Annotated in this window: 23 protein-coding genes; 9 read left to right on the top strand and 14 right to left on the bottom strand. The window is 62.7% G+C overall.

The features are described from left to right. Position 1: 1 nt before the first annotated feature. The 3 genes from trmB to thiS form a co-directional block, all read right to left on the bottom strand. Positions 2–730, bottom strand: a complete 729-nt coding sequence (gene trmB, locus J5J83_RS16180) for a tRNA (guanosine(46)-N7)-methyltransferase TrmB (protein ID WP_212350889.1) — start codon at positions 728–730, stop codon at positions 2–4. Next, a complete protein-coding gene (locus J5J83_RS16175) occupies positions 727–1,512 on the bottom strand; it encodes a thiazole synthase (RefSeq protein WP_212353264.1) in 786 nt (261 codons plus the stop codon). The genes trmB and J5J83_RS16175 overlap by 4 nt, the downstream gene beginning before the upstream one ends. 80 nt (positions 1,513–1,592) lie before the next feature. Continuing rightward, positions 1,593–1,796 (bottom strand): sulfur carrier protein ThiS, encoded by a 204-nt coding sequence (gene thiS, locus J5J83_RS16170; protein WP_212350887.1) that lies wholly within the window; start codon positions 1,794–1,796, stop codon positions 1,593–1,595. Between the two features lie 460 nt (positions 1,797–2,256). Here thiS and J5J83_RS16165 point away from each other — a divergent pair, with 460 nt between their 5' ends. Next, entirely contained in the window at positions 2,257–3,384 is a 1,128-nt protein-coding gene (locus tag J5J83_RS16165) for a homoserine O-acetyltransferase (protein WP_212350885.1), read from the top strand. 2 nt (positions 3,385–3,386) lie between these two features. Continuing rightward, positions 3,387–3,974, top strand: coding sequence for a methionine biosynthesis protein MetW (gene metW, locus J5J83_RS16160; protein WP_212350883.1), 588 nt, complete (start codon positions 3,387–3,389; stop codon positions 3,972–3,974). 75 nt (positions 3,975–4,049) lie between these two features. Here the strand turns inward: metW and J5J83_RS16155 are convergent, their stop codons facing one another. The 6 genes from J5J83_RS16155 to J5J83_RS16130 all read right to left on the bottom strand — a co-directional run bounded on the left by J5J83_RS16155 (position 4,050) and on the right by J5J83_RS16130 (position 9,249). Further along, positions 4,050–4,778: an amino acid ABC transporter ATP-binding protein gene (locus tag J5J83_RS16155; protein WP_212353261.1), complete on the bottom strand. Its 729-nt coding sequence runs from the start codon at positions 4,776–4,778 to the stop codon at positions 4,050–4,052. 53 nt (positions 4,779–4,831) lie between these two features. Beyond that, positions 4,832–5,929 carry an amino acid ABC transporter permease gene (locus J5J83_RS16150; RefSeq protein ID WP_212350881.1) on the bottom strand — a complete coding sequence of 366 codons (1,098 nt, stop codon included), beginning with the start codon at positions 5,927–5,929 and terminating at the stop codon, positions 4,832–4,834. A 12-nt stretch (positions 5,930–5,941) separates the two neighbouring features. Beyond that, positions 5,942–7,129 carry an amino acid ABC transporter permease gene (locus tag J5J83_RS16145; protein ID WP_212350879.1) on the bottom strand — a complete coding sequence of 396 codons (1,188 nt, stop codon included), beginning with the start codon at positions 7,127–7,129 and terminating at the stop codon, positions 5,942–5,944. Between the two features lie 57 nt (positions 7,130–7,186). After that, entirely contained in the window at positions 7,187–8,320 is a 1,134-nt protein-coding gene (locus J5J83_RS16140; RefSeq protein WP_212350877.1) for an amino acid ABC transporter substrate-binding protein, read from the bottom strand. Between the two features lie 355 nt (positions 8,321–8,675). Next, positions 8,676–8,993, bottom strand: coding sequence for a hypothetical protein (locus tag J5J83_RS16135; RefSeq protein WP_212350875.1), 318 nt, complete (start codon positions 8,991–8,993; stop codon positions 8,676–8,678). Positions 8,994–9,018: 25 nt separating this feature from the next. Next, positions 9,019–9,249 (bottom strand): hypothetical protein, encoded by a 231-nt coding sequence (locus J5J83_RS16130; protein ID WP_212350873.1) that lies wholly within the window; start codon positions 9,247–9,249, stop codon positions 9,019–9,021. A gap of 88 nt (positions 9,250–9,337) precedes the next feature. On the opposite strand from J5J83_RS16130, the gene J5J83_RS16125 reads away from it, so the two are divergent. The 7 genes from J5J83_RS16125 (at position 9,338) to J5J83_RS16095 (ending at position 17,989) form a co-directional block, all read left to right on the top strand. Beyond that, positions 9,338–13,108 (top strand): EAL domain-containing protein, encoded by a 3,771-nt coding sequence (locus J5J83_RS16125; protein WP_212350871.1) that lies wholly within the window; start codon positions 9,338–9,340, stop codon positions 13,106–13,108. Between the two features lie 69 nt (positions 13,109–13,177). Further along, positions 13,178–14,482, top strand: coding sequence for an AmpG family muropeptide MFS transporter (locus J5J83_RS16120; RefSeq protein ID WP_349251908.1), 1,305 nt, complete (start codon positions 13,178–13,180; stop codon positions 14,480–14,482). Then, positions 14,482–15,189, top strand: a complete 708-nt coding sequence (locus tag J5J83_RS16115) for an AzlC family ABC transporter permease (protein ID WP_212353255.1) — start codon at positions 14,482–14,484, stop codon at positions 15,187–15,189. The genes J5J83_RS16120 and J5J83_RS16115 overlap by 1 nt, the downstream gene beginning before the upstream one ends. Continuing rightward, the gene (locus J5J83_RS16110) at positions 15,186–15,509 is read left to right on the top strand and encodes an AzlD domain-containing protein (RefSeq protein WP_212350869.1); all 324 of its coding nucleotides are present in this window, start codon (positions 15,186–15,188) and stop codon (positions 15,507–15,509) included. The genes J5J83_RS16115 and J5J83_RS16110 overlap by 4 nt, the downstream gene beginning before the upstream one ends. Positions 15,510–15,515: 6 nt before the next feature. Next, a complete protein-coding gene (locus tag J5J83_RS16105; protein ID WP_212350867.1) occupies positions 15,516–16,232 on the top strand; it encodes a uracil-DNA glycosylase family protein in 717 nt (238 codons plus the stop codon). Positions 16,233–16,416: 184 nt separating this feature from the next. Beyond that, positions 16,417–17,070, top strand: a complete 654-nt coding sequence (can, locus tag J5J83_RS16100; protein WP_212350865.1) for a carbonate dehydratase — start codon at positions 16,417–16,419, stop codon at positions 17,068–17,070. A gap of 7 nt (positions 17,071–17,077) precedes the next feature. Then, positions 17,078–17,989: an ROK family protein gene (locus J5J83_RS16095; protein WP_349251907.1), complete on the top strand. Its 912-nt coding sequence runs from the start codon at positions 17,078–17,080 to the stop codon at positions 17,987–17,989. Between the two features lie 18 nt (positions 17,990–18,007). On the opposite strand, the gene J5J83_RS16090 is transcribed toward J5J83_RS16095, so the two are convergent. The 5 genes from J5J83_RS16090 to J5J83_RS16070 form a co-directional block, all read right to left on the bottom strand. Further along, positions 18,008–20,182, bottom strand: coding sequence for a primosomal protein N' (locus J5J83_RS16090; protein WP_212350861.1), 2,175 nt, complete (start codon positions 20,180–20,182; stop codon positions 18,008–18,010). 402 nt (positions 20,183–20,584) lie between these two features. Further along, complete coding sequence (gene hemE / locus J5J83_RS16085; protein WP_212350859.1) at positions 20,585–21,655, bottom strand: uroporphyrinogen decarboxylase; 1,071 nt, start codon at positions 21,653–21,655, stop codon at positions 20,585–20,587. Positions 21,656–21,829: 174 nt separating this feature from the next. Beyond that, on the bottom strand, positions 21,830–23,302 hold the full coding sequence (locus J5J83_RS16080) for a potassium transporter TrkG (protein WP_212350858.1): 1,473 nt from the start codon (positions 23,300–23,302) through the stop codon (positions 21,830–21,832). Positions 23,303–23,306: 4 nt separating this feature from the next. Beyond that, complete coding sequence (gene trkA / locus J5J83_RS16075) at positions 23,307–24,713, bottom strand: Trk system potassium transporter TrkA (protein WP_212350857.1); 1,407 nt, start codon at positions 24,711–24,713, stop codon at positions 23,307–23,309. A 131-nt stretch (positions 24,714–24,844) separates the two neighbouring features. Next, complete coding sequence (locus J5J83_RS16070; protein ID WP_212350856.1) at positions 24,845–26,092, bottom strand: response regulator; 1,248 nt, start codon at positions 26,090–26,092, stop codon at positions 24,845–24,847. Between the last annotated feature and the right edge of the window lies 1 nt (position 26,093).

Below are 26,093 nucleotides of genomic sequence, written 5' to 3'. Positions count from 1 at the left end.
ATCAGCCTCGTCGGCGGAACACCAGATCCCACACGCCGTGCCCCAACTTCAGCCCGCGGTTCTCGAACTTCGTCAACGGCCGATAGTCCGGCCGTGGCGCAAAACCGTCCGCGGTATTCTCGAGTGCCGGCTCCGCAGCCAGCACGTCGAGCATCCAGTGCGCGTAGTGCTCCCAGTCGGTCGCGCAGTGCAGATAACCGCCCGGCGCCAGCTTGCTCGCCACCAGCGCGACAAAGTCGGGCTGGATGATGCGTCGCTTGTGATGCCGCGCCTTGCGCCACGGATCGGGAAAGAACACGTGCACACCGGCCAGGCTGCCGTCTGGAATCATGTCCCGCAGCACCTCGACGGCATCATGCTGCATGATACGGACATTGTGCAGTGCGTGCTCGGAGACCAGCTTGCACAATGCGCCAACGCCCGGGGTGTGCACTTCGATGCCGAGGAAGTCGCGCTCGGGCGCAGCCGCAGCAATCTTCGCCGTGGTTTCGCCCATGCCGAAGCCGATTTCCAGGATCTTCGGTGCGTGACGCCCGAAAACGGCATCGAGATCGAGCGGCGTCGGCTGATAGGCCACGCCGATCTTCGGCAGCATGTCGTCCATGAAGCGCTGCTGCGCCCCGGACATCCGCCCCTGCCGGAGCACGAAACTGCGGATGCTGCGACTGGAGAAGCGATGTTCCGGGCTGTCCTGGCCGATGATCTCGACCCGCTCGTGGGTGTCGCTCATGAACCGATCAGCCCCGTCGTCGGCGAACTCGGGTCGGCCGAATAGAACTTGCGCGGCATGCGCCCGGCACGGAAGGCCTCGCGGCCGGCCTCGACCGCCTTCTTCATGGCGCTGGCCATCAGCACCGGCTGCCCCGCCAACGCGATCGCGGTGTTCATCAGCACGCCGTCACAACCCAGCTCCATCGCGATCGCGGCATCGGACGCAGTACCCACGCCCGCATCGACGATCACCGGCACCTTGGCGGTGTCGATGATGAGGCGCAGATTCCAGGGATTGAGAATGCCCATGCCAGAACCAATCAGGGAGGCCAGCGGCATGATGGCAACGCAGCCGATGTCCTCCAGCATCCTGGCCTGGATCGGATCGTCGGCGCAGTACACCATGACGTCGAAGCCGTCCTTGACCAGGGTTTCGGCGGCCTTGAGTGTTTCCGGCATGTTCGGGAACAGCGATTTCGGGTCGCCGAGCACTTCCAGCTTGACCAGGGCGTGACCGTCGAGCAGTTCGCGGCCGAGGCGCAGCGTGCGGACCGCATCCTCGGCGGTATAGCAGCCGGCGGTGTTGGGCAGGATGGTGAACTGATCGGGCGGCAGGGCGTCGAGCAGATTGGGTTCGTCCGCATTCTGGCCGATGTTGGTGCGACGGATGGCCACGGTGACGATGTTCGTGCCGCTGGCATCAATGGCCTCGCGCGTTTCGGCGAAGTCCTTGTATTTGCCCGTACCCACCAGCAAGCGGGAACCATAGTGCTTGCCGGCAATCACCAGGGGATCATTGATCATGTTTGGACCTGTAGAGGAAGATCGGAAAGGTCGCGCGATGCGCTGACTGAAGACGACACGAACGGGACCACGAAGGTTCAGCCGCCGCCGACCGCAACGACGATCTCGAGGCAGTCGCCGTCGGCCAGCGCGGTTTCACCATGGCGTGCGCGCGGCACGATGTCGCCGTTGCGCTCGACCGCGAGACGTTTGCCGACGAGCCCGCGGCGTTCGAGCAGGGCCAGTACGGTGAGACCGTCGTCGAGGGTTTCGGGCTGGCCGTTGAGGATGATGCTGATCATGCTGCAGGATTTGGCGGGTTCAAGGGCTGCGATTTTACCACGTGGGTCCAGCTCGCTCGTGGCGATTGCTGAGGAACGACAAGGCTTGTGGGGCGGGGCAGCGTGACGGGCTGTCGAGAGCGCCGGCTGGAAGGTGCTCAGCGGGAAACAAGGCGATGCATGTTTGAGCCCGGCCTCATCGGGCGAGTTTGCATCGCCGCCCCGATGAGGGCCTGCCAGCCGGGAAGCCGAAGGCCGCGAACGTCTGCCCGGCATGCTGCCCCGCCCCACAAGCCCCACCATAGGCACGACTCGCAGTGCGCGCGGGTTTGACATTTGCAGTTACGCGCGCTAATTTCGCTTCACTCAGCGCCGATTTGATCCATAGCTTGCGGGCGCTCAATAAATACGGCTAAAGCGAGGGCAACCCAGTCCGCGTTTTTCAGCCGGCTGGGTTTTTTGTTTTTTGCAGATACCGACCATGATCCAACCGCAATCCGTGGGCATCGTGGCGCCGCAGACGGCCCACTTTGAAACGCCCCTCCCGCTTCGCAGCGGCGGCACGCTGCCGAGTTACGACCTGGTGTATGAAACCTACGGCACGCTCAACGCCGACGCCTCCAATGCCGTCCTCGTCTGTCACGCGCTCTCCGGCTCGCACCATGTCGCCGGCCGCTACGCGGACGAGCCCGACAGCCTGGGCTGGTGGGACAACCTGGTGGGACCGGGCAAGCCGCTCGACACGCGCAAGTTCTTCGTCATCGGCGTCAATAACCTCGGCAGCTGCTACGGTTCCAGCGGGCCCGGTTCGATCAATCCGGCCACCGGCAAACCCTGGGGCGCGGCCTTTCCCTTCGTCACCGTGGAAGACTGGGTCGACACCCAGGCCCGCCTCGCCGACCGACTCGGCATCAAGCGCTTTGCCGCCGTCGTCGGCGGCAGTCTGGGAGGCATGCAGGCACTGTCGTGGACCCTGCAATACCCGGACCGCGTCGGCCATGCCGCGGTGATCGCGTCCGCGCCCAAGCTCTCGGCGCAGAACATCGCCTTCAACGAGGTGGCGCGCCAGGCCATCCTCACCGATCCCGACTTTCATGGCGGCAACTTCTACGATCACGGCGTGGTGCCGGTGCGCGGATTGAAACTCGCGCGCATGATCGGTCACATCACCTATCTGTCCGACGACTCGATGGGGGAGAAATTCGGCCGCAGCCTGCGTCACGGCAAGGCCGTCTACAGCTACGACGTCGAGTTCGAAATCGAATCCTACCTGCGCTACCAGGGTGACAAGTTTGCCGGCTATTTCGATGCCAACACTTACCTGCTGACCACCAAGGCGCTGGATTACTACGACCCTGCATTCGCCCACGGCGGCAATCTGTCGGCGGCGCTGGCCAAGGCCGAAGCCGACTTCCTGGTGGTGTCCTTCACCACCGACTGGCGGTTTTCACCCTCGCGATCGCGCGAGATCGTCTATGCCTTGCTGCACAACCAGCGTAACGTCAGCTACGCCGAAATCGACTGTGCAGCGGGTCACGACTCCTTCCTGCTCGATGAACCCCAATACCACGCAGTGCTCACCGCGTGGTTCGACCGCATCAAGGTGTAAGCATGGCCGCCTACCGCTACGACTACGACGTCATCGCCCAGTGGATCCAGACGGGCGAGAAAGTGCTCGACCTGGGCTGCGGCGACGGCAGCCTGCTCAAGCACCTGATCGACGTGCGCCAGGTGCAAGGCTACGGGGTGGAGAACGATCCCGACAAGTTGCTGGCCTGCGTGAAGAACGGCATCAACGTGATTCAGGCCAATATGGACAAGGGCCTGAGCGATTTCGAAGACGGCTTCTTCGACCACGTGATCATGAGCCTGTCGCTGCAGGCCATGCACAACACCCAGGGCATTCTGGCCGAGATGCTGCGCGTCGGTCACGAAGCCGTGGTGAGTTTTCCCAACTTCGGCTACTGGCGCCACCGTCAGAGCATCATCAACGGCCGCATGCCGGTGTCCGAGAGCCTGCCGCACCAGTGGTTCAACACCCCCAATGTGCGCTTCTTCACCATTGCCGATTTTGATGCGCTATGTGAGATGAACGGCATTGCCGTGCGTGAACGGCTGGCCTTCGACGAAGGCAAAGTGGTGACGGACGAGCCGAATTTTCTCGGCAGCATGGCGGTGTACCGCCTCGGGCGCAACTGATTGCCAGATCCCGGCGCGTAAACGGAGAACGCCCCGCCAGTGCAATGGCGGGGCGTTCTCTCTCGTCGGCGGTGATCAGTGGTTCAGGATCTGTCCCAGGAACAGCTTGGTACGCTCGGACTTCGGGCTGGAGAAGAAGGTCTCCGGGTCCGCCATCTCGACAATCTCGCCCTTGTCCATGAAGATCACCCGGTCCGCCACGGTACGGGCAAAGCCCATCTCGTGGGTGACGCACAGCATGGTCATGCCGTCTTCGGCCAGTCCGATCATGGTATCGAGCACTTCCTTGACCATCTCGGGGTCTAGCGCCGATGTCGGCTCGTCGAAGAGCATGATCTTTGGCTTCATGCACAATGCACGCGCAATTGCCACGCGTTGCTGCTGGCCACCGGATAGCTGCCCCGGATACTTGTGCGCCTGCTCGGGTATCTTGACCCGGTTGAGGTACTCCATCGCAACTTCTTCCGCTTCGCGCTTGGGAATCTTGCGTACCCACAGTGGTGCCAGGGTGCAGTTCTCGAGCACCGTGAGGTGCGGGAAAAGATTGAAATGCTGGAACACCATGCCGACTTCACGGCGGATGGCTTCGACATGCTTGAGATCGGAAGTGAGCTCGACATCATCGACGATGATCTTGCCCTGCTGGTGCTCCTCCAGGCGATTGATACAGCGAATGGTCGTCGACTTGCCCGAACCGGACGGTCCGCACAGCACGATACGTTCGCCCTGCCGCACGCTCAGGTTGATGTCCTTGAGCACATGGAATTCGCCGTACCACTTGTGCATGCCTTCGATGCGGATCATTTCCTTCTCGCCGAGCGCATGCTTGATCTTGGCTTCATTCATTACCTAAACTCCTAACGCTTGTGGCCCGTGTCGAGCTTGCGCTCGAGGTACATCGAATAGCGGGACATACTGAAACAGAAAATCCAGAACATCAGGGCCGCAAAGACATAGCCTTCAGTCGCGAAACCAAGCCAGGCGGGGTCGACCGTCGCCTGGTGGATGCTGTTGAAGAGATCGAACAAGCCGATGATGATCACCAGACTGGTGTCCTTGAACAACGCGATGAAGGTGTTGACGATGCCCGGGATCACCAGCTTGAGCGCCTGCGGCAGGATTACCAGACCCATCATGCGCCAGTAGCCCAGCCCCATTGCGCCGGCCGCTTCGTACTGACCCTTGGGGATCGCCTGCATGCCGCCGCGCACCACCTCGGCCACATAGGCGGCCTCGAACAGCGTGACGGCAATCAGCGCCCGCAGCAGCTTGTCGATGTTTACCTCTTCGGGCAGGAATAGCGGCAGCATCACCGACGACATGAACAGCACGGTAATCAGCGGTACACCACGCCAGAACTCGATGAAAGTGACGCAGATCACCCTGACCACCGGCATGTCGGAGCGCCGCCCCAGGGCCAGCAGGATGCCCAGCGGCATGGCTCCGGCAATGCCGACGACGGCAATCACCAGCGTCAGCATCAGGCCGCCCCACTTGCTCGTTTCCACTAGCGTCATGCCGAGGATGCCACCATGGAGCAGCCAGTAGGCGAGCACCGGATAGATCAGCAGGTAAGCCGCGCCATAGCGCAGCTTGCGGGGCATGGCTTTGATGAACAAGGGTGCCGCGCCGACGATGGCGAGTATCACGGTGAGATTGACGCGCCAGCGCAACTCCTCCGGGTAAAAGCCATAGAAGAACTGTGACAGCCGTACCTTGATGAATACCCAGCACGCGCCACCGCTGGTGCAGCTGTCACGATTGTCACCAACCCAGTCGGCATTGATAAGCGCCCAGCTGATGATGGGCGGAATCGTGATCCAGACCAGATACAGTGCCAGAAGGGTCAGCGCGGAATTGAACCAGTTCGAGAACAGGTGTGCCCGCATCCAGCCCATTGCGCCGACGGACATGACCGGCGGCGGAAGACTCGGTTTGAAAGTATGTGTGCTCATGGGCTCGACTCTTTAGCGCTCGACCAAAGCGATACGCTTGTTGTACCAGTTCATCAACAGCGAAATGCTCAGGCTGATGGCGAGATACACCGACATCGTGATGGCAATGGTCTCGATGGCCTGACCGGTCTGGTTCAACACCGTGCCTGCAAACAGCGACACGAGGTCGGGATAGCCAATGGCGGCCGCAAGCGACGAGTTTTTCACCAGGTTCAGGTACTGGCTGGTCAAGGGCGGAATGATGACGCGCATCGCCTGTGGAATGATGACCAGGCGCAGGATCAGACCCGGGCGCAAACCGAGTGAGCGCGCGGCCTCGGTCTGCCCGTGACTCACGGCCAGGATGCCGGAGCGCACGGTTTCCGCGATGAACGCCGCCGTGTAGATGCTGAGCGCAAAGGTGATGGCAACCAGTTCGGGGATCACCGCCAGACCACCAACGAAGTTGAACCCTTTCAGCTCGGGAAGCGACCATGTGAATGGCTTTCCGAAAACCAGCGACACAAGCAGGGGCACCGCCAGCAGCAGGGCAAGATTCGCCCATATCACCGGAAAGCGCACACCGGTTGCTTCCTGGCGGCGGCGCGCCCAGCGTGCAAGTACGACCCAGGCCACGACGACAAGGGCAAGGCTGACGAAGAACGGTACAAGACCGCCCGCTGCCTCGGGCGCAGGCAGATACACACCCCGGATATTCACAAACAGTGCGTCGCCGAAACTGTAACTCTGCCGCGGCGAAGGCATCGCCCGCAGCACGGCAAAATACCAGAAGAAGATCTGCAGCAAGGGGGGGATATTGCGGAAGGTCTCGATGTAGACCGTAGCCAGCTTGTTGATCAGCCAGTTGGGCGACAGACGTGCCACGCCGAGCAGAAAACCGAGAACGGTGGCGAAGAAGATGCCGAGCACGGATACCAGCAGGGTGTTGAGCAGACCGATCACGAACACGCGGCCGTAGCTGTCGCGCTCGGTATAGTCGATCAACGACTGCAGGATGCCAAAGCCCGCAGAATTGTCGAGAAAGGCAAAACCCGACGTGATGCCGCGATTTGCCAGGTTTTGCTGAGTATTGTGAAACAGGTACCAGCCGACGCCGATGACGACGAGGATGGACAGAATCTGAAAGGTCCAGGCGCGCGCTTTCGGATCGGTCAGTAATGAACCGCGCGGAGCGTCGGCCTTGGGCGGATCAGTATGCATGGAAACGTCCTTGTTGAAAGGAAAATGGCCACCGTCTTGCAACGGTGGCCATCCGGCTTAGCGTACCGGCGGTGTGAGCTGCCCCACGAATTTCGTCTTCCAACGTAGTCGTCGTACGATCGAAAATGGCAGCATAAGGACGACCGCTTGGAAGGCGGAAAACGTAGGGCACCTCAGTGCGTACTGCAGCCCACCCTTGTTCCACAGCGCGTTGATACCACGCGCAATCTTCAGCTCGCTGCCGGCACCGACGTTGCGATCGAACACTTCGCCATAATTGCCGACCTGCTTGACGATCTGTACCACCCAATCCTTGGGCAGCTTGAGGTCCTTGCCCAACTCACCATCGGCACCCAACAGACGGCGCACATCAGGATTCTTGGAGGACTTTGCTTCCTGCTCCACGTTTTTCGAGCTGATGCCGGCCTCTTCGGCATTGAGCATTGCGAACAACGTCCAGCGCACAACGTCAAACCACTCTTCGTCGCCCTGACGCACTACCGGGCCGAGCGGCTCCTTCGAAATCACTTCAGGCAACACCACGTAGCCATCCGGATTGGCGAGCTTGATCCGCTGCGCGTAGAGCTGGGACTGGTCGGAGGTCAACACGTCGCAACGGCCAGCTTCGAGCGCCTTGACCGTTTCGTCGGACTTGTCGTAGCTGATCGGCGTGTACTTCATGCCTGTCGCACGGAAGTAGTCGGACAGATTGAGTTCGGTCGTGGTACCGGCCTGGATACACACCGCGGCACCGTCGAGCTCCTTGGCGCTCTTGACACCGAGCTTCTTGCTGACGAGAAAGCCCTGGCCGTCATAGTAGGTGACGCCGGCAAAGTTCAGGCCCATGGCCGAATCGCGCGAGCTGGTCCAGGTGGTGTTGCGCGACAGCACATCGACTTCGCCCGACTGCAAGGCGGTGAAACGCTCCTTCGCGGTCAGGGGCGTGAACTTGACCTTCTTCGCGTCGCCAAAGACAGCAGCGGCGACAGCGCGGCATACGTCAACGTCGATGCCGCGATACTGGCCTTTTTCGTCGGTGTAGGAGAATCCGGGCAAGCCGTCGCTCACGCCGCACTGCACGAAACCCTTCTTCATCACCGCATCCAGCGTGGAACCGGCGTTGGCCTGAGTGGCCAGCCCCAGTGCGGCCGTTGCGGCAACAACTGCAATGGTGGTCTTGACTGCTTTCATACGACATCTCCAGGAGTTTCAGGAATTGCTGGCCTGCAGGCCAGCAGTGAATTGCCTGTGTTTCACCAAAAAGAATCAGAGGCACCAGAACGGGGCGACGCATGCACCAAAAAATCCCTTTTGCATTGCGACATCCGCGCTCGTCTGTGTCCTAAGTATTAAAGTGAATCGACGTGATTGCAATGCCTCTAGGGAAACTACGTAGTACCGTATTCAATCGTGCGGACGAAAAAAAACCCGCCGGGGCAGGGACTTGCCCGGGCGGATTTCCATGCTGATGACTTCCCGCTTTGCCGCAAAACCCGATGGGTATCACGTCTCTGCGCAGGACTGCGCGATTTCGCAGTGCAATATCTCAGCCGACGGTGAAATTTCGCACATCAACTTTCATGACCGGTCGCGCGAGTACGACCGCCACAATGGCAGCGAACTTCCTTGCCCATTCGCCGGCCTGTTGAAAGCGCGATTCGCCTCCGTATTTGGCCACGTTGAGGATCATGTCCAGCGCCAGCACCTTGCCCATTGGATTCGATGGTGTGCATTCAAGCGCATCGAACTCCTTCGCCAACCAGCTGCGGGCCTGATCCTTGTCCAACCCGGCCACGTCCGCATCGTGGACGAGAAACTCGTATTCGCGGTTTTCGCCAAAAGACACGATCACGGTATGCGACATGCCGGCCTCCTTCATTCGTGTGGATTCATGTGGTGGCGACATTGTTGTCGTAGTGATCTGCCAGCACAAGGAACGTATCGAATTGTGTAGACCACGAGCGGCCTTCGTCGCCCGCCCCATGCTGCAGCGCAAGCTTGTTCGCACCCACCGTGACTGTCAGAATCCCGCCACGCTTTTGCGCCTCCAGCCTTCTTTTCGCAACCCGCGCCGTGTGCATCCCGCAGATGCACAGCCATCGTACAGAGATCTGCTCCATTTCGTTCCCGCAGGATTTGCCTCGCGCCAGGCCCTCTTCGTATTCACGACAATTGCTCGCCGTCCTTGCAGCGGTGGCATTGGCGTTCGTGCTTGCATTTGCAGCCTATTACCTGAACCGGCTCGAGCAACTCGAGCACAACGCCGGCGTCGAGCTGCATACCACAGCGACCCGGCTTGCGGCGGAACTCGTGCACTGGCGTGCCGAACGCGTTGGCGATGGAGAGGTGCTGCGCCGAAACCGTCTCGCCCTGGACAGACTTGAGCACGAGCTTCGGACCACCGGCAGCCTGCATGACAAAGATGTGCGCGAATGGCTGAATGGCTACATCGACGTCTTCGGCTATGACAGCGTGCTCGTTCTCGATTCGGACGCACAAGTCCTGTACGAACTGGGTGAGACACATGCGGTCTCGCCTGCAAGCCACCAGCTGATTTCGCATACACAGGGAAACGACGTACCGGCGCTCAGCGCGCTTCAGTACGACGATCACGGACGCAGCTACATCGATCTCGCCGTCCCGCTGGCGGTACGCCAAGATGAACCACGGCAGGCTCCCCGGATGGTCCGGTCGATTCTGCTGCGGGTCCGCCCCGACAAACAGATCTTCCCCATTCTCGAGCACAGCCAGGACGTCGTGCGCGGCAAGCACAACCTGTTGCTGGTGGACGAAGGCACCCGCCTGGTTCCCCTCGAGCCCAGGCAGCGCACCCTCACCGCCCTCGACCCCATTCCGGCGAACAACCCGCTGCTGCAGGCGAGTCTGACGTCGGGTACGGTCCAGAGCGGCCGCCTGGGGCCGGACGGAGCCATCGTCTACGCCGTCGCCACCCGCATCAGTGGCACCAACTGGGTGGTGTTGAGCGCCCTCGATCGCGACCGAGTGCTGGCTGGCACGCAAACCCGGATTGCGACGGCCGCCATGGTCGCTGGCCTGTTATTGCTTGCAGGGGCATTCGCCATCGGTCGGATTTGGCACCGGCAGCAGCGCTTCATCCAGCGTCGGCTCGACGCAGAGCAGCAGGGCCTGCACAAGCTCGAAGCAATGCAAGGCGAGCTTGAAGACGCCATGTCGATGGCACAGCTGGGGCGCTGGGAGCGCAACCTCGAGCATGATCATCTGTGGTGGTCGCCGCAGACCCGGGCGCTGATCGGCATCCCCGACGACGAACCAGCGAGTTATTCAGGCTTCATGCGACGCGTCCACCCAGCCGACCGCGAACGCCTCGAAGCAACACTCAAGACGGCCTACGCCGCAGCCGGTTTGAGTTCGGTTTCATACCGTGTCATTCGTCCCGACGGCAGTGTTGCGCATTTCCACAACCGGATTCGCGTCGAAGCCGACGCCAGCGGGAAGCCGATCAGGGCGATCGGCACCGTGCAGGACGTCACCGCGCAACAGACGATCGCCATCGAACTGCACCGGCAGACGGCCTATCTCACCGCAATCGTCAATCACCTGCCGCAAGGCATCAGCGTGTTCGACGAGCACCTGCGCCTGCAGTACTGGAACGCGCAGTTCATCGAGGTCCTCGAACTGCCCGCCGATATCGTGGTGAAAAACGTCAGTTTCGACGATCTGGTCATGGTGCCGGCCATGCGCGGAGAGTATGGCCCAGGCGACCCCGTCGAGCATGTGCGGCAGCGGCGCCAGCTGGCCGAGCAGTTCAGCCCCCACCGCTTCGAGCGAACCAAGCCCAACGGGCGCTCCCATCTCGTGATCGGAGAACCGCTGCGGATGGAGGGCAAGGTCGCGGGCTTCATCACCACGTATACGGACATTACCGAACGCAAGCAGATCGAGGAGGAACTCGAGGCCAGGAACGAGACGCTGCGCACGATCTTCGACAACATTCCGAATGCCGTGTCACTGATCGACGACCAACTGCAGATCATCGCCTGCAACGACCAGCTCAAGCGTCTGCTCGACTTCCCCGATGCGCTCTTCGCCGACGGCTTGCCCAATCTGGAAGTCCTGTTGCGATTCAACGCGGAACGCGGTGAATACGGCCCCGGCGACCCGGACGTCATCACCCGTGCTCTGGTCGAACGTGCGCGACAGGGCAAGGCACACCAATTCGTGCGCGTTCGTCCCGACGGTCGGGTGCTCGATATCCAGGGCAGCCCGCTCGCCAATGGCAGCTTCGTCACCGTCTATACCGACATCACCGAGCGGCGCGCGACAGAAGAACGGCTGCAGCTCGCCGACAAGGTGTTCGAACACAGTCCGGAAGCCATCGTGATCACCGACGGCAAGTTGCGCGTGCTGTCGGTCAACCCGGCACATGAAGTCATTACCGGTTACGCCCAGGCGCAGGTCGTCGGCCAGGTGTTCGAGCCGGATCAGGCCGGCGACGACGGCCGCGCCACCCCCTGGTCGGCGGCATCGAAAAGTGGTTTCTGGGCCGGAGAAACGACCGGCATCCGCGCCAATGGCGAAGTTTATCCACGCTGGATGAGCATCAGCATGGTCCGCGAGACGGTCGACGCGCCGCCGACCCACTTCATCGCGATTTTCTCCGACATCACCGAGCGCAAGCGTGCCGAAGCGGCCATCCAGCACCTGGCCCACCACGACACCCTGACCGGCCTCGACAACCGCTTCTCGCTCGGCGTGCGGCTGAAGCAGGCCATCGCCGGCGCGCGACGCATGGAACGAAGGGTCGGAGTGCTGTTTCTCGATCTCGATCGTTTCAAGACCATCAATGATTCGCTAGGCCACCATGTCGGCGACGCCTTGCTGGTTCAGGTCGCTTCGCGGCTGCGCGAAACAGTGCGGGAGACCGACATCGTTGCGCGCTTGGGCGGCGACGAGTTCGTGGTCGTCTTCCAGGGTCTGCACGACCAGAATGACGCCGCGCTGGCGGCGGGTAAAATCCTGTCGCGACTGTCGGAACCGTATGAGCTGGATGAAGTCGTGCTGCACACGACACCTTCTATCGGCATCAGTCTGTTCCCGGAAGATGGTGATACCGCCGCCACGCTGATGCGCAACGCCGACACCGCGATGTATCACGCGAAATCGCTGGGCCGGGCCAATTTCCAGTTCTACGCGGAAGAGCTCAATCGCAGTGCGATGGAACGCATCGAGCTCGAACGCAAGCTGCGCCACGCGGTACAGCATCAGCAATTCGAACTGTGGTACCAGCCGCAATACCGTGCAGCGAACGGTACGCTGAGCGGTGTCGAGGCGCTGCTGCGCTGGCGCCACCCTGAAGACGGGCTGATCGCACCCGCGCGCTTCATCCCGCTGGCCGAAGAGACCGGCCTCATCGTCGATATCGGCAACTGGGTGCTGCATGCCGCCTGCGAGCAAGCCCGGCAGTGGCAGGCGGCTGGTATCGCGCCCTTGCGCATGTCGGTAAACCTGTCCGCGATGCAGCTGCGCGCCGGCGACCTCACCGATCGCGTAGCGAACGCGCTCGGCAGCAGCGGATTGCACCCCCATTTGCTGGAGCTCGAGATCACCGAGAGCTCGATCATGGAAAAACCGCAGGAGGCTGCCGCCTTGCTGGGCAAGCTCAAGCGGCTCGGGGTGCAGATCGCGATCGATGACTTCGGAACCGGTTACTCGTCGCTCTCCTATCTCAAGCTGTTTCCGCTCGATCACCTCAAGATCGACCGCTCCTTCGTCTCCGATATCGAAACCGATGCCAACGATGCAGCCATTGTTGCCGCAGCAGTCTCGCTGGCACACAACCTGGGGCTGTCGGTGATCGCGGAAGGCGTGGAAACGCCCGTTCAGGTCGCGCGCCTGTATGAACTGGGTTGCGATGAGCTGCAGGGCTATCACTTCAGCATACCCTTGCCTGCCGACGAGATCGAGGCATTGATTCGCACCGGTATCGCCACACGCTGATTCGATTGCGTCCGCCCCGGACGACGCCGATCTGGGATAATCGCGGCTTCGTCCAAGCCAAAGCCGCCCGTGCATCTTTCCCGACCCGCCTGGCTGAACATCGTGCTCAATCGCCGGATGCTGATCTGCATCTTCACCGGCTTCGCTTCCGGCCTGCCGCTGTACCTGCTGCTCAATCTGGTGCCGGCCTGGCTCAAGACCGAAGGCCTGTCGCTGAAGACCATCGGCGCGTTTGCCCTGATCCAGTTTCCCTACACCTGGAAATTCCTGTGGGCGCCGCTGCTCGACCGCTTCGGCCTGCTGCCCTGGCTCGGACGACGGCGTAGCTGGATGGCGGTATCGCAGTTCGGCCTGGTGGCCTCGATCGCGTGGCTTGGGCAATTGTCGCCCAGCGAGCATCTGCCGCTGGTCATCGGCCTCACCGCCACCCTGGCCTTTCTGTCCGCCACCCAGGACATCGCACTCGACGCGTTCCGCCGCGAGATCCTGCCCGATGCGGAGCTCGGGCTGGGCAACGCGATCCACGTCAACGCCTACCGCATCGCCGGCCTGGTGCCGGGCTCGCTGTCCTTGATCCTTGCCGATTATCTGCCCTGGAGCCAGGTGTTCGTGATCACCGCCGCATTCATGCTGCCCGGCCTGTTCATGACGCTGGCGGTCAAGGAACCCTTCGCCGCCAGCAATAGCCCGCGCACCCTGCGCGACGCGGTCGTCGAGCCCTTTCGCGAATTCTTCGGTCGCCACGGCGTGCGCTCTGCCCTGCTGGTGCTGGCCTTCCTGTTCTTCTACAAACTGGGCGATTCACTCTGCACCGCGCTGGCCACACCCTTCTACCTCGACATGGGCTACACCAAGACCGAGATCGGCATCATCGCCAAGAATGCCGGGCTGTGGCCGATGGTCATCGGCGGCATCCTCGGCGGCATCTGGATGGTGAAGATCGGCATCAACCGCGCGCTGTGGCTGTTCGGGGTGGTGCAGTTCATCACCATCCTCGGCTTTGTCTGGATGGCATGGCTGGGGCCAGGCGAATCGGATGCCGCGCGCCTGGCAGTGCTGGCCGTCGTCATTGCCGGCGAGGCGGTCGGGGCGGGACTTGGCACGACCGCCTTTGTCGCCTTCATGGCGCGCACCACCAATCCGGCCTACACCGCCACCCAGTTCGCGCTGTTCACCAGCCTGATGGCGATTCCGCGCACCTTCATCAACGCCACGGCGGGCTGGCTGGTCGAATACATGGGCTGGTACAGCTTCTTCTGGCTGTGTTTCTTCCTTGCCTTTCCGGGCATGCTATTGCTGTTCCGGGTCGCACCGTGGAACGGTGATCGCGTCTCGCCTGTCGGCGTTGCGCCGGTGCCGGAGTCGAACACGTGATGCACCGCGCCGCATCCCGCGAGTTTATCGCCGGCTGTCGCGACGAGGCGCCGCTGCTGCTGGGCGCGATCCCGTTCGGCATGCTGTACGGCATCTCGTCGCTGGCAGCGGGCGTGCCGGCATGGCTTGCGCAGCTGGCATCGGCAGTGGTGTTTGCCGGCGCCGCACAGCTCGTCATCGTGCAGATGCTTGCAGCCGGTGCCGGCCTGATGCCGACCGCGCTGACCTCGGGCCTGCTCAATGTCCGCCACCTGCTCTACAGTGCCTCGATGGCAGGCTATCTGGCCCATCTGCCCCGACGCTGGCGCATGGTGCTGGCCTACCTGCTGACCGACGAGGCCTATGCCGTGGCCGTACTGCATTATCAGGCGCGGGAAGCGAGTGCCGACCCGGACATGCGCCACTGGTACTTCCTTGGCGCAGGCTTCACGCTGTGGTTTGCCTGGCAACTGTCGACTGCCTTCGGCCTGGTGTTCGGTGCCGCCATTCCGCCCGAGTGGGAGCTCGAATTTGCCGTGCCGCTGACTTTCATCGCCTTGCTCACGCTGCTGTTGCGCGAGCGCGCCGGTCAGGCCGCCGCGATGGTCGCGGGTGCGGCCGCGCTGCTGCTGGCAGCACTGCCGTTCAAGCTCGGGCTGGTGATCGCAATCATTACGGGGCTGGCCGCCGGCGTATGGACAGCACGTCGCCTGGAGCGTGTGGCATGAACACCTTGGCCATGGTCGCGCTCGTGTTCGTCGTCGGAGCCGTCACCTTTTTCTACCGCTACGCCATGATCGGGTTGTTCGCGGGCAACCGCCTGCCGGGCTGGCTTCAAGTCCTGTGCAAGTACATCGCGCCCGCCAGCTTTGCCGCCCTGACGGCCAGCGCCCTGTTCATCGATGGCGGTGCAGTGAGCATCGCGCTCGACACCCCCAGACCCTGGGCCGCCCTGGTTGCAGCCGGGGTGGCCTGGCGCAGCGGCAATGTGCTGGCCACGATCGCAACCGGCATGGCCACGCTGTATGCCCTGAAACTCATTCTCTGACCACTCATGACCGCCTCCACCCTGATCGCCGCAGCCCACACATTGTCCGCCACCGTCGACGAGATGCGTTTTTCCGCGCCCGTCACCCATGTCTACAACCCGCTCGACTATGCCGGCGAGATCCACGACAGCTACCTCCGGCGCTATGGCGAGGGCCGCAAGCGGGTGGTGTTCATCGGCATGAATCCCGGCCCCTTCGGCATGGCCCAGATCGGCGTGCCTTTTGGCGAGATCAGCACCGCACGCGACTGGCTCGGTCTCGAGGGGCCGGTCGCGCAACCGCGCGTGCCGAATCCGAAACGCCCGGTGGAAGGCTTTGCATGCACGCGCTCGGAAGTGAGCGGCCAACGCCTGTGGGGGTTGTTCCGCGATCGCTTCGGCCACCCCGAGGCCTTCTTTGCCGATCACTTCGTCGCCAATTACTGTCCCCTGGCCTTCTTCGACGAGGGCCGGAACCTGACCCCGGACAAACTGCCCGTCGCCGAACAGCGCCCCCTGCTGGCGGCCTGCGATGTACACCTGCGCGCGCTGATCGAGGCGTTGAATCCCGAGTGGGTAATCGGCATCGGCGTGTGGGCCGAGCAGCGCGCCATTGGCGCCCTTGCGGGCAGGCCTGGGCTGCGCGTAGGGCGCATTCTTCATCCCAGTCCCGCCAGCCCTGCCGCCAACCGTGGCTGGGCCGAAGCCGCCAGCAGGCAGCTGAGCGACCTCGGGATATGGTGATCTTGCGGTATCGATGGGCGTGCGCATGCCGCACCGCCGCGGCAAGTCACGTCTCCGGTCTTCGCCTTTGGCGCCATCATCGGCCATGCGCGGCCTTCGCGCCGACCATCCCTGCTGACATGCAAGTCGCAAGCCATTCATAATCATGCGGATCCACCGCTCACTTTTCCGTCAGGACGATCGAATGAGCCATCAGCTCGACACCCTCTTCAAGAACAACAAGGACTGGTCGGAACGCATGCACAGCGAAGACCCCGATTTCTTCGCCCGCCTCGTCAACCAGCAATCGCCCGAATATCTTTGGATCGGCTGTTCCGACAGCCGGGTGCCGGCCAATCAGATCATCGGCCTTGCGCCGGGCGAGGTGTTCGTCCATCGCAACATCGCCAACGTCGTCGTACACACCGATCTCAACGCATTGTCGGTCATCCACTATGCCGTAGCCATGCTGCGGGTGAAGCACATTCTCGTTGTCGGCCACTATGGCTGTGGTGGCGTGAAGGCGGCGCTCAACGACAATCGTATCGGCCTGACCGACAACTGGTTGCGCCATGTGCAGGACGTTCGCGATCGCCACGAGAACCTGCTCAACATGGTCGAAGGCCACGCGGAACGGGTTGACCGCCTGTGCGAACTCAATGCCATGCAACAGGTGGTCAGCATCAGCCAGACCTCGGTATTGCGCGAAGCGTGGGAGCGCGGTCAGGACGTCAGCGTCCACGGCTGGTGTTATGGCCTGGACAACGGTCTCGTGCATGATCTCGGCATCAGCGCCAGCTGCCGCGAGGAGGCGCTGGAGCGCTATCGCGACGGCATCGAACGCATGGCGCGCGGCTGAGTTCAGCGTGCGCCTCGGCATCGACCTTGGTGGCACGAAGATCGAGATCGTCGCCCTCGCCGGCGACGGACGCGAAGTGCTGCGCCGGCGCGTGCCGACCCCGCAGGGCGACTATCGAGCAACGCTCGAGGCCATTGCCGAACTGGTGACGTTTGCCGAAACCCGGATCGGTGAACGCGCCAGTGTCGGCATCGGCACGCCGGGCTCGCTATCGCGTCTCGACGGCTTCATGCGCAACGCCAACTCCACCTGTCTCAACGGCAAGCCGTTGCGACGGGATCTCGAGACCCTGCTCGAGCGCGAAGTCCGACTGGCCAACGACGCCAACTGCCTGGCCATCTCCGAGGCCACAGACGGGGCGGGCGCCGGCGCGGAAACGGTATTCGGCATCATCCTCGGCACCGGCGTCGGCGGTGGTGTGGTCGTGGGCGGGCGACTGCTCATCGGCGCCAACGGCATTGCCGGCGAGTGGGGCCATTCGCCGCTACCGCTGCCGGTCGCGGACGATCTGCCACTGCCAGCCTGCTACTGCGGCCGTCATGGATGCATCGAAACCTACCTGTCGGGCCCGGCGCTTGCCGCCGACCACGCCCGCCGGCACGGTGGCACATTGAACGCGCAACAGATCGCAGACGCGGCTCGCGCCGGCGACCGCAGCTGTGAAGCCAGCCTGCAGCGCTTCGAAGCTCGCCTGGCGCGTGCGCTGGGCACCGTCATCAATCTCATCGACCCCGACGTGATCGTGCTCGGTGGCGGCCTCTCCAAGCTTGAACGACTGTATTCCAACGTGCCCGCACGATGGGCGGAGCACATCTTCTCCGACCACATCCTGACGCGTCTGCGGCCTGCCCGCCACGGCGATTCGTCGGGCGTGCGCGGTGCGGCCTGGCTGTGGCCGGCGGGCGCCAACAAGCGCTAGACGGCAGGCACACACCCATCACACATCGAGCGGATCCACATCGAGTTGCCAGCGCAGCTGCCGCGGGGTGCGCTGGCCATGGAGCATTTCCATCCACTGTCCGAGAAAGGCCTGCAACGGGGCACGACCGTCGGCCTCGACCAGCAGTTGCGCGCGCTCGCGGCGCGCGAGACGGGTCAGACGCATCGGAACCGGATCAAACAGGCGCAGCGTCTCGGGCGCGCAGGATTGCGCCAGGCGGCGTGCATGCTGCAGGAACTCGACCGCATCCGACAGTTCAGGGGCATCCGCCCTGAGCATGGCCTGATGGGTAAAGGGCGGGAAGCAGGCAACACGACGCTCGTCCAGGGCCATGCGCGCGAAGGCATCGAAATCATGCCGCCCGAGGTGTTGATAGAGCAGATGGGCAGGGTATTCGGTCTGGATCAGGACCTCGCCCGGCAAGGTGCCCCGCCCCGCACGCCCACCGACCTGCATCAACTGCTGGAACAGGCGTTCGGGCGCACGAAAATCCGCCGCGTGCAAGGAGGCGTCGGCACCGATCACGCCCACCAGCGTGAGCCGGGGAAAATCGTGTCCCTTCGCCATCATCTGTGTGCCGACCAGAATGTCCGCCTCACCCGCGGCAATCTTTTCAAGCAGGGCCTCCCACTGCGCCCGCGTGCGCGCGGCATCGCGATCAACCCGCAGCACGCGGGCTTGCGGAAAGAGCTCGCTCAGCCTCGCCTCGACCCGCTGCGTGCCGCGCCCGAAAGGCTGGATATCCTGGTTGCCGCAACTCGGGCACACATGGGGAATGGCACCGTCGCAACCGCAGTGATGGCAACGCAGGCGCCGATCGGCCAGATGCACGACCAGGTTGGCCGAACAATGCGGACAATGGCTGACCCAGCCACACGCGGGGCACGACAGCACCGGCGCATAGCCGCGACGATTGATGAACACCAGACTCTGCTCGCCGCGCGCCAGGCGCTCCGCAATCGCCGCCTGAAGCGCAGGACTCAGCCCCTCGTCCAGCTTCATTCGCCGGATATCGACCCCGCGCACCCTGGGCAAGGTGCTGGCGACCGCGCGATGGGTCAGGCGCAGCAGACCATAACGTTTATTGCCTGCATGTTGCCAGCTTTCCAGCGAGGGCGTCGCCGACCCGAGCACCACCGGAACCCCACGCTGGTGCGCGCGCCACACGGCAACGTCGCGCGCCGAATACCGCACCCCTTCCTGCTGCTTGTAGGAGGCGTCGTGCTCTTCATCGACAAGGATGATGCCCAGCCGGGGCAGCGGCGCAAACACCGACAGACGCGTTCCCATGACGATATCCGCGTGTCCGCTCAAGGCCTGGACGAAGCCCCGCGACCTCGCGCCCTCGGCCAGTCCGGAGTGCAGGCTGACCACATTCGCAGCGGGAAAACGCTGCGCCACGCGGCTTTCCAGTTGAGGCGTGAGCGCAATCTCGGGCACCAGCATCAGCACCTGCCCGCCCGCAGCCAGCACGTGTTCGGCCAGACGCAGGTAGACCTCGGTCTTGCCGCTTCCGGTCACCCCATGCAGAAGCCAGGGTCGAAAACCCGCGCCGGCGGCAAGCACCGTGCCGATGGCCGTGTCCTGCTCCGCGGTCAGCGCTGGCCGTACCGATGCCAGGTGCCGTGGGCGCTGCTGCTCAACGGGCTGCAACCAGCCACGCTTGAGCAGATCGCCCACTGCCGCGCCGGATTCGAGCGCACGCACCACACTGCGACGCGCGGCCTCGCCGAGCGCAGCCGTGTCGCGCAACAGCGACAATGCCCGACTGTCGCGACGCGTCCCGGCCAGCGCCGCATGCCCGGCGGCAGACACCTGGAGCAGGGGGTCGATCTCCGCCGCGCTGACGCCGTCGGCGCGGCGCAAGCCCGGCGGCAGCGCGAGCGAAATGACCTCGCCAAGTGCCGCGTGGTAATAGCGCGCGACGAAACCGACCAGCTCGAGCCAGTCCGCCGGCAGGGCAGGCACGTCGCGCTGAATGTGGGAAACCGCCTTGAGGCGCGTGCGATCGATATCCGGCTCGGCAGGCAGGGAAACGATCAGGCCGCTCTTTTCACCACGACCGAAGGGCACCCGAACACATCGCCCAATATCCTCATTGTTTGCATCTTCCGAAATATAATCAAATAGTTGTGGAACTGGCAGGGGAAGAGCGACACGGATGATCGGCATTTGGCTGGGGGAAAGCTATCTATTTTTTATTTATTTTCAACAACTTGAAGATTAAACCTGAAGTCAGTCCTCGAAAAGATGCGGTAAGCGCTTGCCGGGTAAGCCCCTGCCGGCTTGTCCACAAATCCTGTGGATAACTTTGTGCAAAAGCTGGGAGAATCGGGCTGAAAGCGGCGCGGGTCAAGCACTTCTGTCACATTGCCTTAACATGCAGCAAGTTTTTTATTCTATTAAAACAACAGCTTGAAAAACTAACTGCATACGCGCACCATCTCGGTGAATATTGTCCGGCGGGGGGTCTTCGATGTGTATAAGTCAAGCGAAAAACCTACTTTTTTTGCTTGACACGGACCGCAAAGCGCCGACTCATCCGGCACCCTGCGGCCTCATGACCGCGCCCGCTCAGCCTCGCGCGCGGACGATCCGGCTGTGCTCGTGCGCGGTATCGACCATGACCGACACGTTGTCAGGCGAAGTGAACTGCGAGATGCCGTGACCGAGATTGAAGACGTGTCCCGGGTGCGCACCGAAAGAATCGATGACCTTGCGTGTTTCAGCGGCCACCACATCCGGTGGCGCAAACAGCACGTTGGGATCCAGATTGCCTTGAAGCGCAACCTTGTCGCCCACCAGGCGGCGTGCGCGGCCGATATCCATGGTCCAGTCCAGTCCGACACCGTCGCAGCCAATATCGGCGATCGACTCCAGCCACAGTCCGCCGCCCTTGGTGAACACGATGTTCGGCACACGTTCACCGTCGCGTTCGCGAATCAGGCCTGCCACCACGCGCTCGAGGTAGGGCAGGGAGAAGGTCTTGTATGCCGCTTCGGACAGCACACCACCCCATGAGTCGAACACCATCACCGCTTGGGCGCCCGCTTCGATCTGCGCATTCAGGTAACTGACCACGGCATCGGCGGTCACGGCAAGGATGTGATGCATCAAGTCGGGGCGACTGTAGGCCATGCTCTTGACCTTGCGGTAATCGTCCGACGACCCGCCCTCGACCATGTAGCAGGCCAGCGTCCACGGGCTGCCGGAAAAGCCGATCAGCGGCACGCTGCCATCGAGCGCACGCCGGATCTCGGCCACGGCATCCATGACGTATTGCAGTTCGACATGGGGATCGGGGGCAAACAGGTTGCGAATCTCCCATTCTTCGCGCAGCGGGCGTTCGAAACGCGGCCCTTCGCCCTCGGCAAAGTACAGACCCAGGCCCATGGCGTCGGGTACGGTCAGGATGTCGGAAAACAGGATCGCGGCATCGAGGTCGTATCTCGCCAGCGGCTGCAGCGTCACCTCGCAGGCCATGGCAGGACTCTTGCACAGTTGCAGGAAGCTGCCGGCGCGCTTGCGCGTCTCGCAATACTCCGGCAGATATCGTCCGGCCTGGCGCATCAGCCATACGGGCGTATATTCGGTTGGCTGGCGCAGCAGGGCACGCAGGAAAGTGTCATTCTTAAGGCGGCTCACGTCGTGTCCTCTCTTGCAGACGATTGGCAACAAAGCGTGATTATCGCCTGTGATCGGGGCGGATGGGTTGAGCGCGGTCAGTTTGCACCCGAAGAGGTTCTGTCGACCGCCGCCGACCGCGACTCATCCACGCCCGCTCCGCCGCAGGCCCACTGCAAGGCCGCAGCGCGGGCCTCAGCGACGCCAGAAGGCCGGCGTCAGGACCACCAGCAGGGTGAAGATCTCCAATCGCCCCAGGATCATGGTGAAGGCCAGCACGGCGGTCTGAAAGTCGTTCAGCGACTGATAGTTCGACGCCGGACCCACCGAATCGAGCCCCGGACCGGTGTTGTTCAGGCATGCGACCACGCCCGAGAAGGCAGTGACCAGGTCGAGGCCGCTGGCGGACAGCATCAGCGTCAACGACACGATGCTCACCATATACATGAAGCTGAAGCCGAGCACCGCGTGCAGGATGCCCTCCGACAGGGGTTGCCTGCCCATGAGGACAGGACGCACCGCGGTGGGGTGCAGCGAGCGGATGATCTCGCGTGATACCTGCTTGTACAGGATGATGGCGCGCATCATCTTGATGCCACCACCGGCAGAGCCCGAACAGGCGATGAAGCTGCCGAGAAAGAGCACCCAGATCTGCGCGAACATCGGCCACAGGGTGTAGTCGTAAGTAGCCAGCCCCAGCGAGGTGGACAGCGAGACGACGTGAAAGGACACATAGCGCAGCGTCGTCGGGAAATCCGCATGCGCATTCACTTCCATCAGGTACACCGTCAGCATGGCGGTGCTGGCCAGCAGGACGCCAAAGAAGAAGGGGATTTCGGGATCGCGGAAATAGGGCATCAGCGATCGTCGCGACAAGGCCAGGTAATGGGTGGCGAAGTTGAGCGCGGACGCCAACGCAAACACCATCGCGACGATTTCCACGTTCACATTGTGGAAGTGCCCCAGTGACGCATCCTTGCTCGAAAAGCCGCCGAGCCCGGCCACCGAAAATGCATGTATCACCGCATCCCAGGGTTCCAGGCCGGCAAACCACAGACTGAATCCGCACGATACGGTGAGCAGGATGTAGGTGACCCACAGGCCTTTGGCGGTCTCCGCGATGCGTGGGGTGAGACTGCTCTCCTTCATCGGCGTCGGCACTTCCGCCTTGAACAGTTGCCGGCCACCGATGCCGAGCAGCGGCAGGATGGCCACCACCAGCACGATCACCCCCATGCCACCGATCCAGTGCATGAAGGTACGCCACAGGTTGATCGAGATCGGCAGATCGTCCAGCCCGTTCAGAATCGTCCCGCCGCTTGCCGTCAGTCCCGAAACAGCCTCGAAATAGGCGTCCACAAAGGACAGGTGGGGCAGGTAGCCGAGCAGGGGGAGGGCGCCGAAGACCGGCAGTACCACCCAGGTGGATGCCACCAGAAGAAAGCCGTCGTGCACCCGCAGGTCGCGCCTCTGGCCTCGCGTCCACAGCCACAGCAAGGCACCGCTGAGCAGGGTGAGCACGATCGCCTGGTCGTAGGCCATGGTCGCACCGTCATCGAGCGAGAACGACACCGTCAGCGGGAACAGCATCAGCAGCCCGAAGATGAGGATGATCAGGCCTAGCGCATTGAGCGCGGTGTGGTAGGGACGCACGAAGGACGAATACATGCGCTCAGAGGAACGTGAAGCTGACCTGGAACAGCTTCTCCACCTTGTTTACCAGATTCTTGTGGGTGCAGAACACGATCACGTGATCGCCACTTTCAATCAAGGTATCGTGGTGCGGAATGATCACCATGCGGCGGATCACCTTGCCATCCCCCCCACGGCGCTCATCGCGGACAATCGCACCGATCGACGCGCCCTTGGGCAGCGGAATCTCCTCGATACGGCGTCCGACGACCTTGGAGTCCTTCGGCTTGCCGTGGGCGATGATCTCGAGCGCTTCGGCCGCGCCACGGCGCAAGCTGTGAACGGCCACCACATCGCCCCGGCGAACGTGGGCGAGCAGCGAGCCGATGGAGGTATTGGCCGGTGAGATGGCGATGTCGATGGGCCCGCCCTGAACCAGGTCGACGTAGCTCTTGCGGTTGATCAGCGCCAGCGTGCGGCGCGCGCCCATGCGCTTGGCCAGCGAGGCGGACATGATGTTGTCCTCCTCGTCGTTGGTCAGTGCGACGAAGAGGTCGGTTTCATCGATGCCCTCGTTCTCGAGCAGCTTCTCGTCCGTGGTATCGCCTCGCAGGACCAGCGAGCGGCCGAGCTGGGTGGCCAGCATGTCGGCCCGGTGCTTGTCGACCTCGATGATCTTGACGTGGTAGTCGTTCTCGATCGATCGTGACAGGCGGAAACCGATATTGCCCCCGCCCGCGATCATGATGCGTCGCATCGGCTTGTCGGTGCGACGCAGTTCGCGCATGACCTGCCGGATATGCACGGTCGCGGCGAGACAGAACACCTCGTCACCAGGCACGATCACGGTATCGCCTTCCGGAATGATCGGCTCGCCATTACGGTAGATCGCCGCAATGCGCACTTCGACGTTGGGCAGGTGAAAGCGCAGCGCCTTCAGCGGATGTCCGACCAGCGGACCGCCCTCGAACGCGCGCACACCGATCAGGCTGACCACGCCATCGGCAAAATCCAGCACCTGAAGGGCTTCCGGAAATGCGATCAGACGCTTGATGTGGTCCGTTACGATCTGCTCGGGGCAGATCGAGAAGTCGACGGCAAAGTTGGTGTCGTCGAGCAATTCGGGGTGATCGACGTAATCGGTGGAGCGCAGCCTCGCGATCCGGGTCGGCAGGTTGAACAGGGTTTTCGCGATGCGACAGGCACACAGATTGGTCTGATCGGACTGGGTGACGGCAATCAGCAGATCGGCGTCCTCGGCCCCCGCCTCGCGCAAGACCGAGGGCGACGCCGCATTGCCACACACGGTTCTCACCTCGAGCCGCTCGCGCAGCTCGGCGAGATAATCCGCACTGGTGTCGACCAGCGTGATGTCGTTTGCTTCGGAGACCAGATTCTCGGCGACCGACGCACCGACCTGCCCTGCACCAAGGATAATGATTTTCAACGGGATGACCCCAGATGAACCCTAAGACGGGCGATTCTACGCGGTGTTGCGTGGCATCGAAACAGAATGTTGCAGCGCGGCAAATCGCATTCCGCCCCTTCGCGCGCGGATATGGACTCGCGATGCCGACATCAGTTTTCCTCGTGACGACGACCGGCCTGCAGGCCGAGCTGCTTGAGCTTGCGATAAAGGTGCGTCCGCTCCAGCCCGGTTTTTTCGGCGAGCCGGGTCATGTTGCCGCTTTCGAGCCGGAGATGGTGCTCGAAGTACATGCGCTCGAAGGCCTCGCGCGCCTCACGCAGCGGCTGGTCGAGCGGGATCGCGCTCGATGCGGTATCCGCATTGGGTAACAGCAGGCGCCTCACGTCGGACAGGCCGATTTCCTCTTCGAGCGTGGCCAGCGCAAGCGAGCGCACCGCGGCACGCAATTCGCCATAGCCCCCGGTCCACGGATGCGTACGCATGTGATTCAGGGCGGCGGACGAAAACTTTCGCAGAGGAACATCGCTCGCCTCGACCAGGTGCAGCAGGATCTGCGCCGCCAGCTCCGGGAGATCGTCGCGGATGTCGCTCATCGTTGGCGGAGCAAGACTGATCTCGAACAGCCGGTCGAGCACGATTTCGTCCCAGCCGTCCGCCAGTAGCGCGTCATGAGTACGTTCGGTGGCGACGACCAGCCGGAGGTCGTAACGATCGAGGCGCTCGAGCGCGAATGCGAGGTTTTTCTGCTGCGCGCGCGACAGTCGCGACAGTTCGGCAACGTACAGCAAGCCTCCGTGGCTGGCCTGCAACTGATTGATGTCGAGCGGCGTGCTGATGGCGCTCAGATCGAGCCACGGCGAACCGGCCACCTGCAGACTGCGTGCGACGAGTTCGGCAAGACTGCCACCGCCAACGCGCAACAGCAGCACCCGGGAGCTGTCGGCAATCTGTTCGATCCGGCGCTTGAGTTCGCGCAAGGGTGCCGAGCGGGTGAAGGCGGCCAGCGTCAGCGGTGCGGGCGTGCCGACCGCAACGGGCCGTTGCAGCCCGCGTTTCACCGACGCCAGCAGCTTCTGCAACGCGATCGGCTTTTCGAGATAATCGATGGCACCGATCCGCGTTGCCTCCACCGCGGTATCGATCGTGCCGTGACCGGACATCATCACCACCGGCATGTTGAGCTGGCCGTTGGCCGACCACTCCTTCAGCAGCGTGATGCCATCGGTATCGGGCATCCAGATATCGAGGAGCACCATGTCCGGGCGCGAGGCATTGCGCGCAGCACGCGCCGCTGCCGCGTTCTCCGCCAGCTCGATGTCATGCCCCTCGTCACGCAGGATCTCGGAGAGCAACTCCCGGATTCCCATTTCATCATCAACGATGAGTAGCTTCGCCATA

Source organism: Azoarcus sp. L1K30 (genome assembly GCF_018122735.1).
In the GTDB taxonomy this organism is placed as follows: domain Bacteria; phylum Pseudomonadota; class Gammaproteobacteria; order Burkholderiales; family Rhodocyclaceae; genus Parazoarcus.
Note: the sequence above shows the minus strand (reverse complement) of the source record. Positions and strands in the feature narration are given on the sequence as shown.

Coding starts and splice junctions, on each gene's coding strand:
- trmB (WP_212350889.1), bottom strand. CDS start 730: ATGAGCGACACCCACGAGCGGGTCGAGATCATCGGCCAGGACAGCCCG.
- thiS (WP_212350887.1), bottom strand. CDS start 1,796: ATGATCAGCATCATCCTCAACGGCCAGCCCGAAACCCTCGACGACGGT.
- J5J83_RS16165 (WP_212350885.1), top strand. CDS start 2,257: ATGATCCAACCGCAATCCGTGGGCATCGTGGCGCCGCAGACGGCCCAC.
- metW (WP_212350883.1), top strand. CDS start 3,387: ATGGCCGCCTACCGCTACGACTACGACGTCATCGCCCAGTGGATCCAG.
- J5J83_RS16155 (WP_212353261.1), bottom strand. CDS start 4,778: ATGATCCGCATCGAAGGCATGCACAAGTGGTACGGCGAATTCCATGTG.
- J5J83_RS16150 (WP_212350881.1), bottom strand. CDS start 5,929: ATGAGCACACATACTTTCAAACCGAGTCTTCCGCCGCCGGTCATGTCC.
- J5J83_RS16145 (WP_212350879.1), bottom strand. CDS start 7,129: ATGCATACTGATCCGCCCAAGGCCGACGCTCCGCGCGGTTCATTACTG.
- J5J83_RS16140 (WP_212350877.1), bottom strand. CDS start 8,320: ATGAAAGCAGTCAAGACCACCATTGCAGTTGTTGCCGCAACGGCCGCA.
- J5J83_RS16135 (WP_212350875.1), bottom strand. CDS start 8,993: ATGTCGCATACCGTGATCGTGTCTTTTGGCGAAAACCGCGAATACGAG.
- J5J83_RS16130 (WP_212350873.1), bottom strand. CDS start 9,249: ATGGAGCAGATCTCTGTACGATGGCTGTGCATCTGCGGGATGCACACG.
- J5J83_RS16115 (WP_212353255.1), top strand. CDS start 14,482: ATGCACCGCGCCGCATCCCGCGAGTTTATCGCCGGCTGTCGCGACGAG.
- J5J83_RS16110 (WP_212350869.1), top strand. CDS start 15,186: ATGAACACCTTGGCCATGGTCGCGCTCGTGTTCGTCGTCGGAGCCGTC.
- J5J83_RS16105 (WP_212350867.1), top strand. CDS start 15,516: ATGACCGCCTCCACCCTGATCGCCGCAGCCCACACATTGTCCGCCACC.
- can (WP_212350865.1), top strand. CDS start 16,417: ATGAGCCATCAGCTCGACACCCTCTTCAAGAACAACAAGGACTGGTCG.
- J5J83_RS16090 (WP_212350861.1), bottom strand. CDS start 20,182: ATGCCGATCATCCGTGTCGCTCTTCCCCTGCCAGTTCCACAACTATTT.
- J5J83_RS16080 (WP_212350858.1), bottom strand. CDS start 23,302: ATGTATTCGTCCTTCGTGCGTCCCTACCACACCGCGCTCAATGCGCTA.
- J5J83_RS16070 (WP_212350856.1), bottom strand. CDS start 26,092: ATGGCGAAGCTACTCATCGTTGATGATGAAATGGGAATCCGGGAGTTG.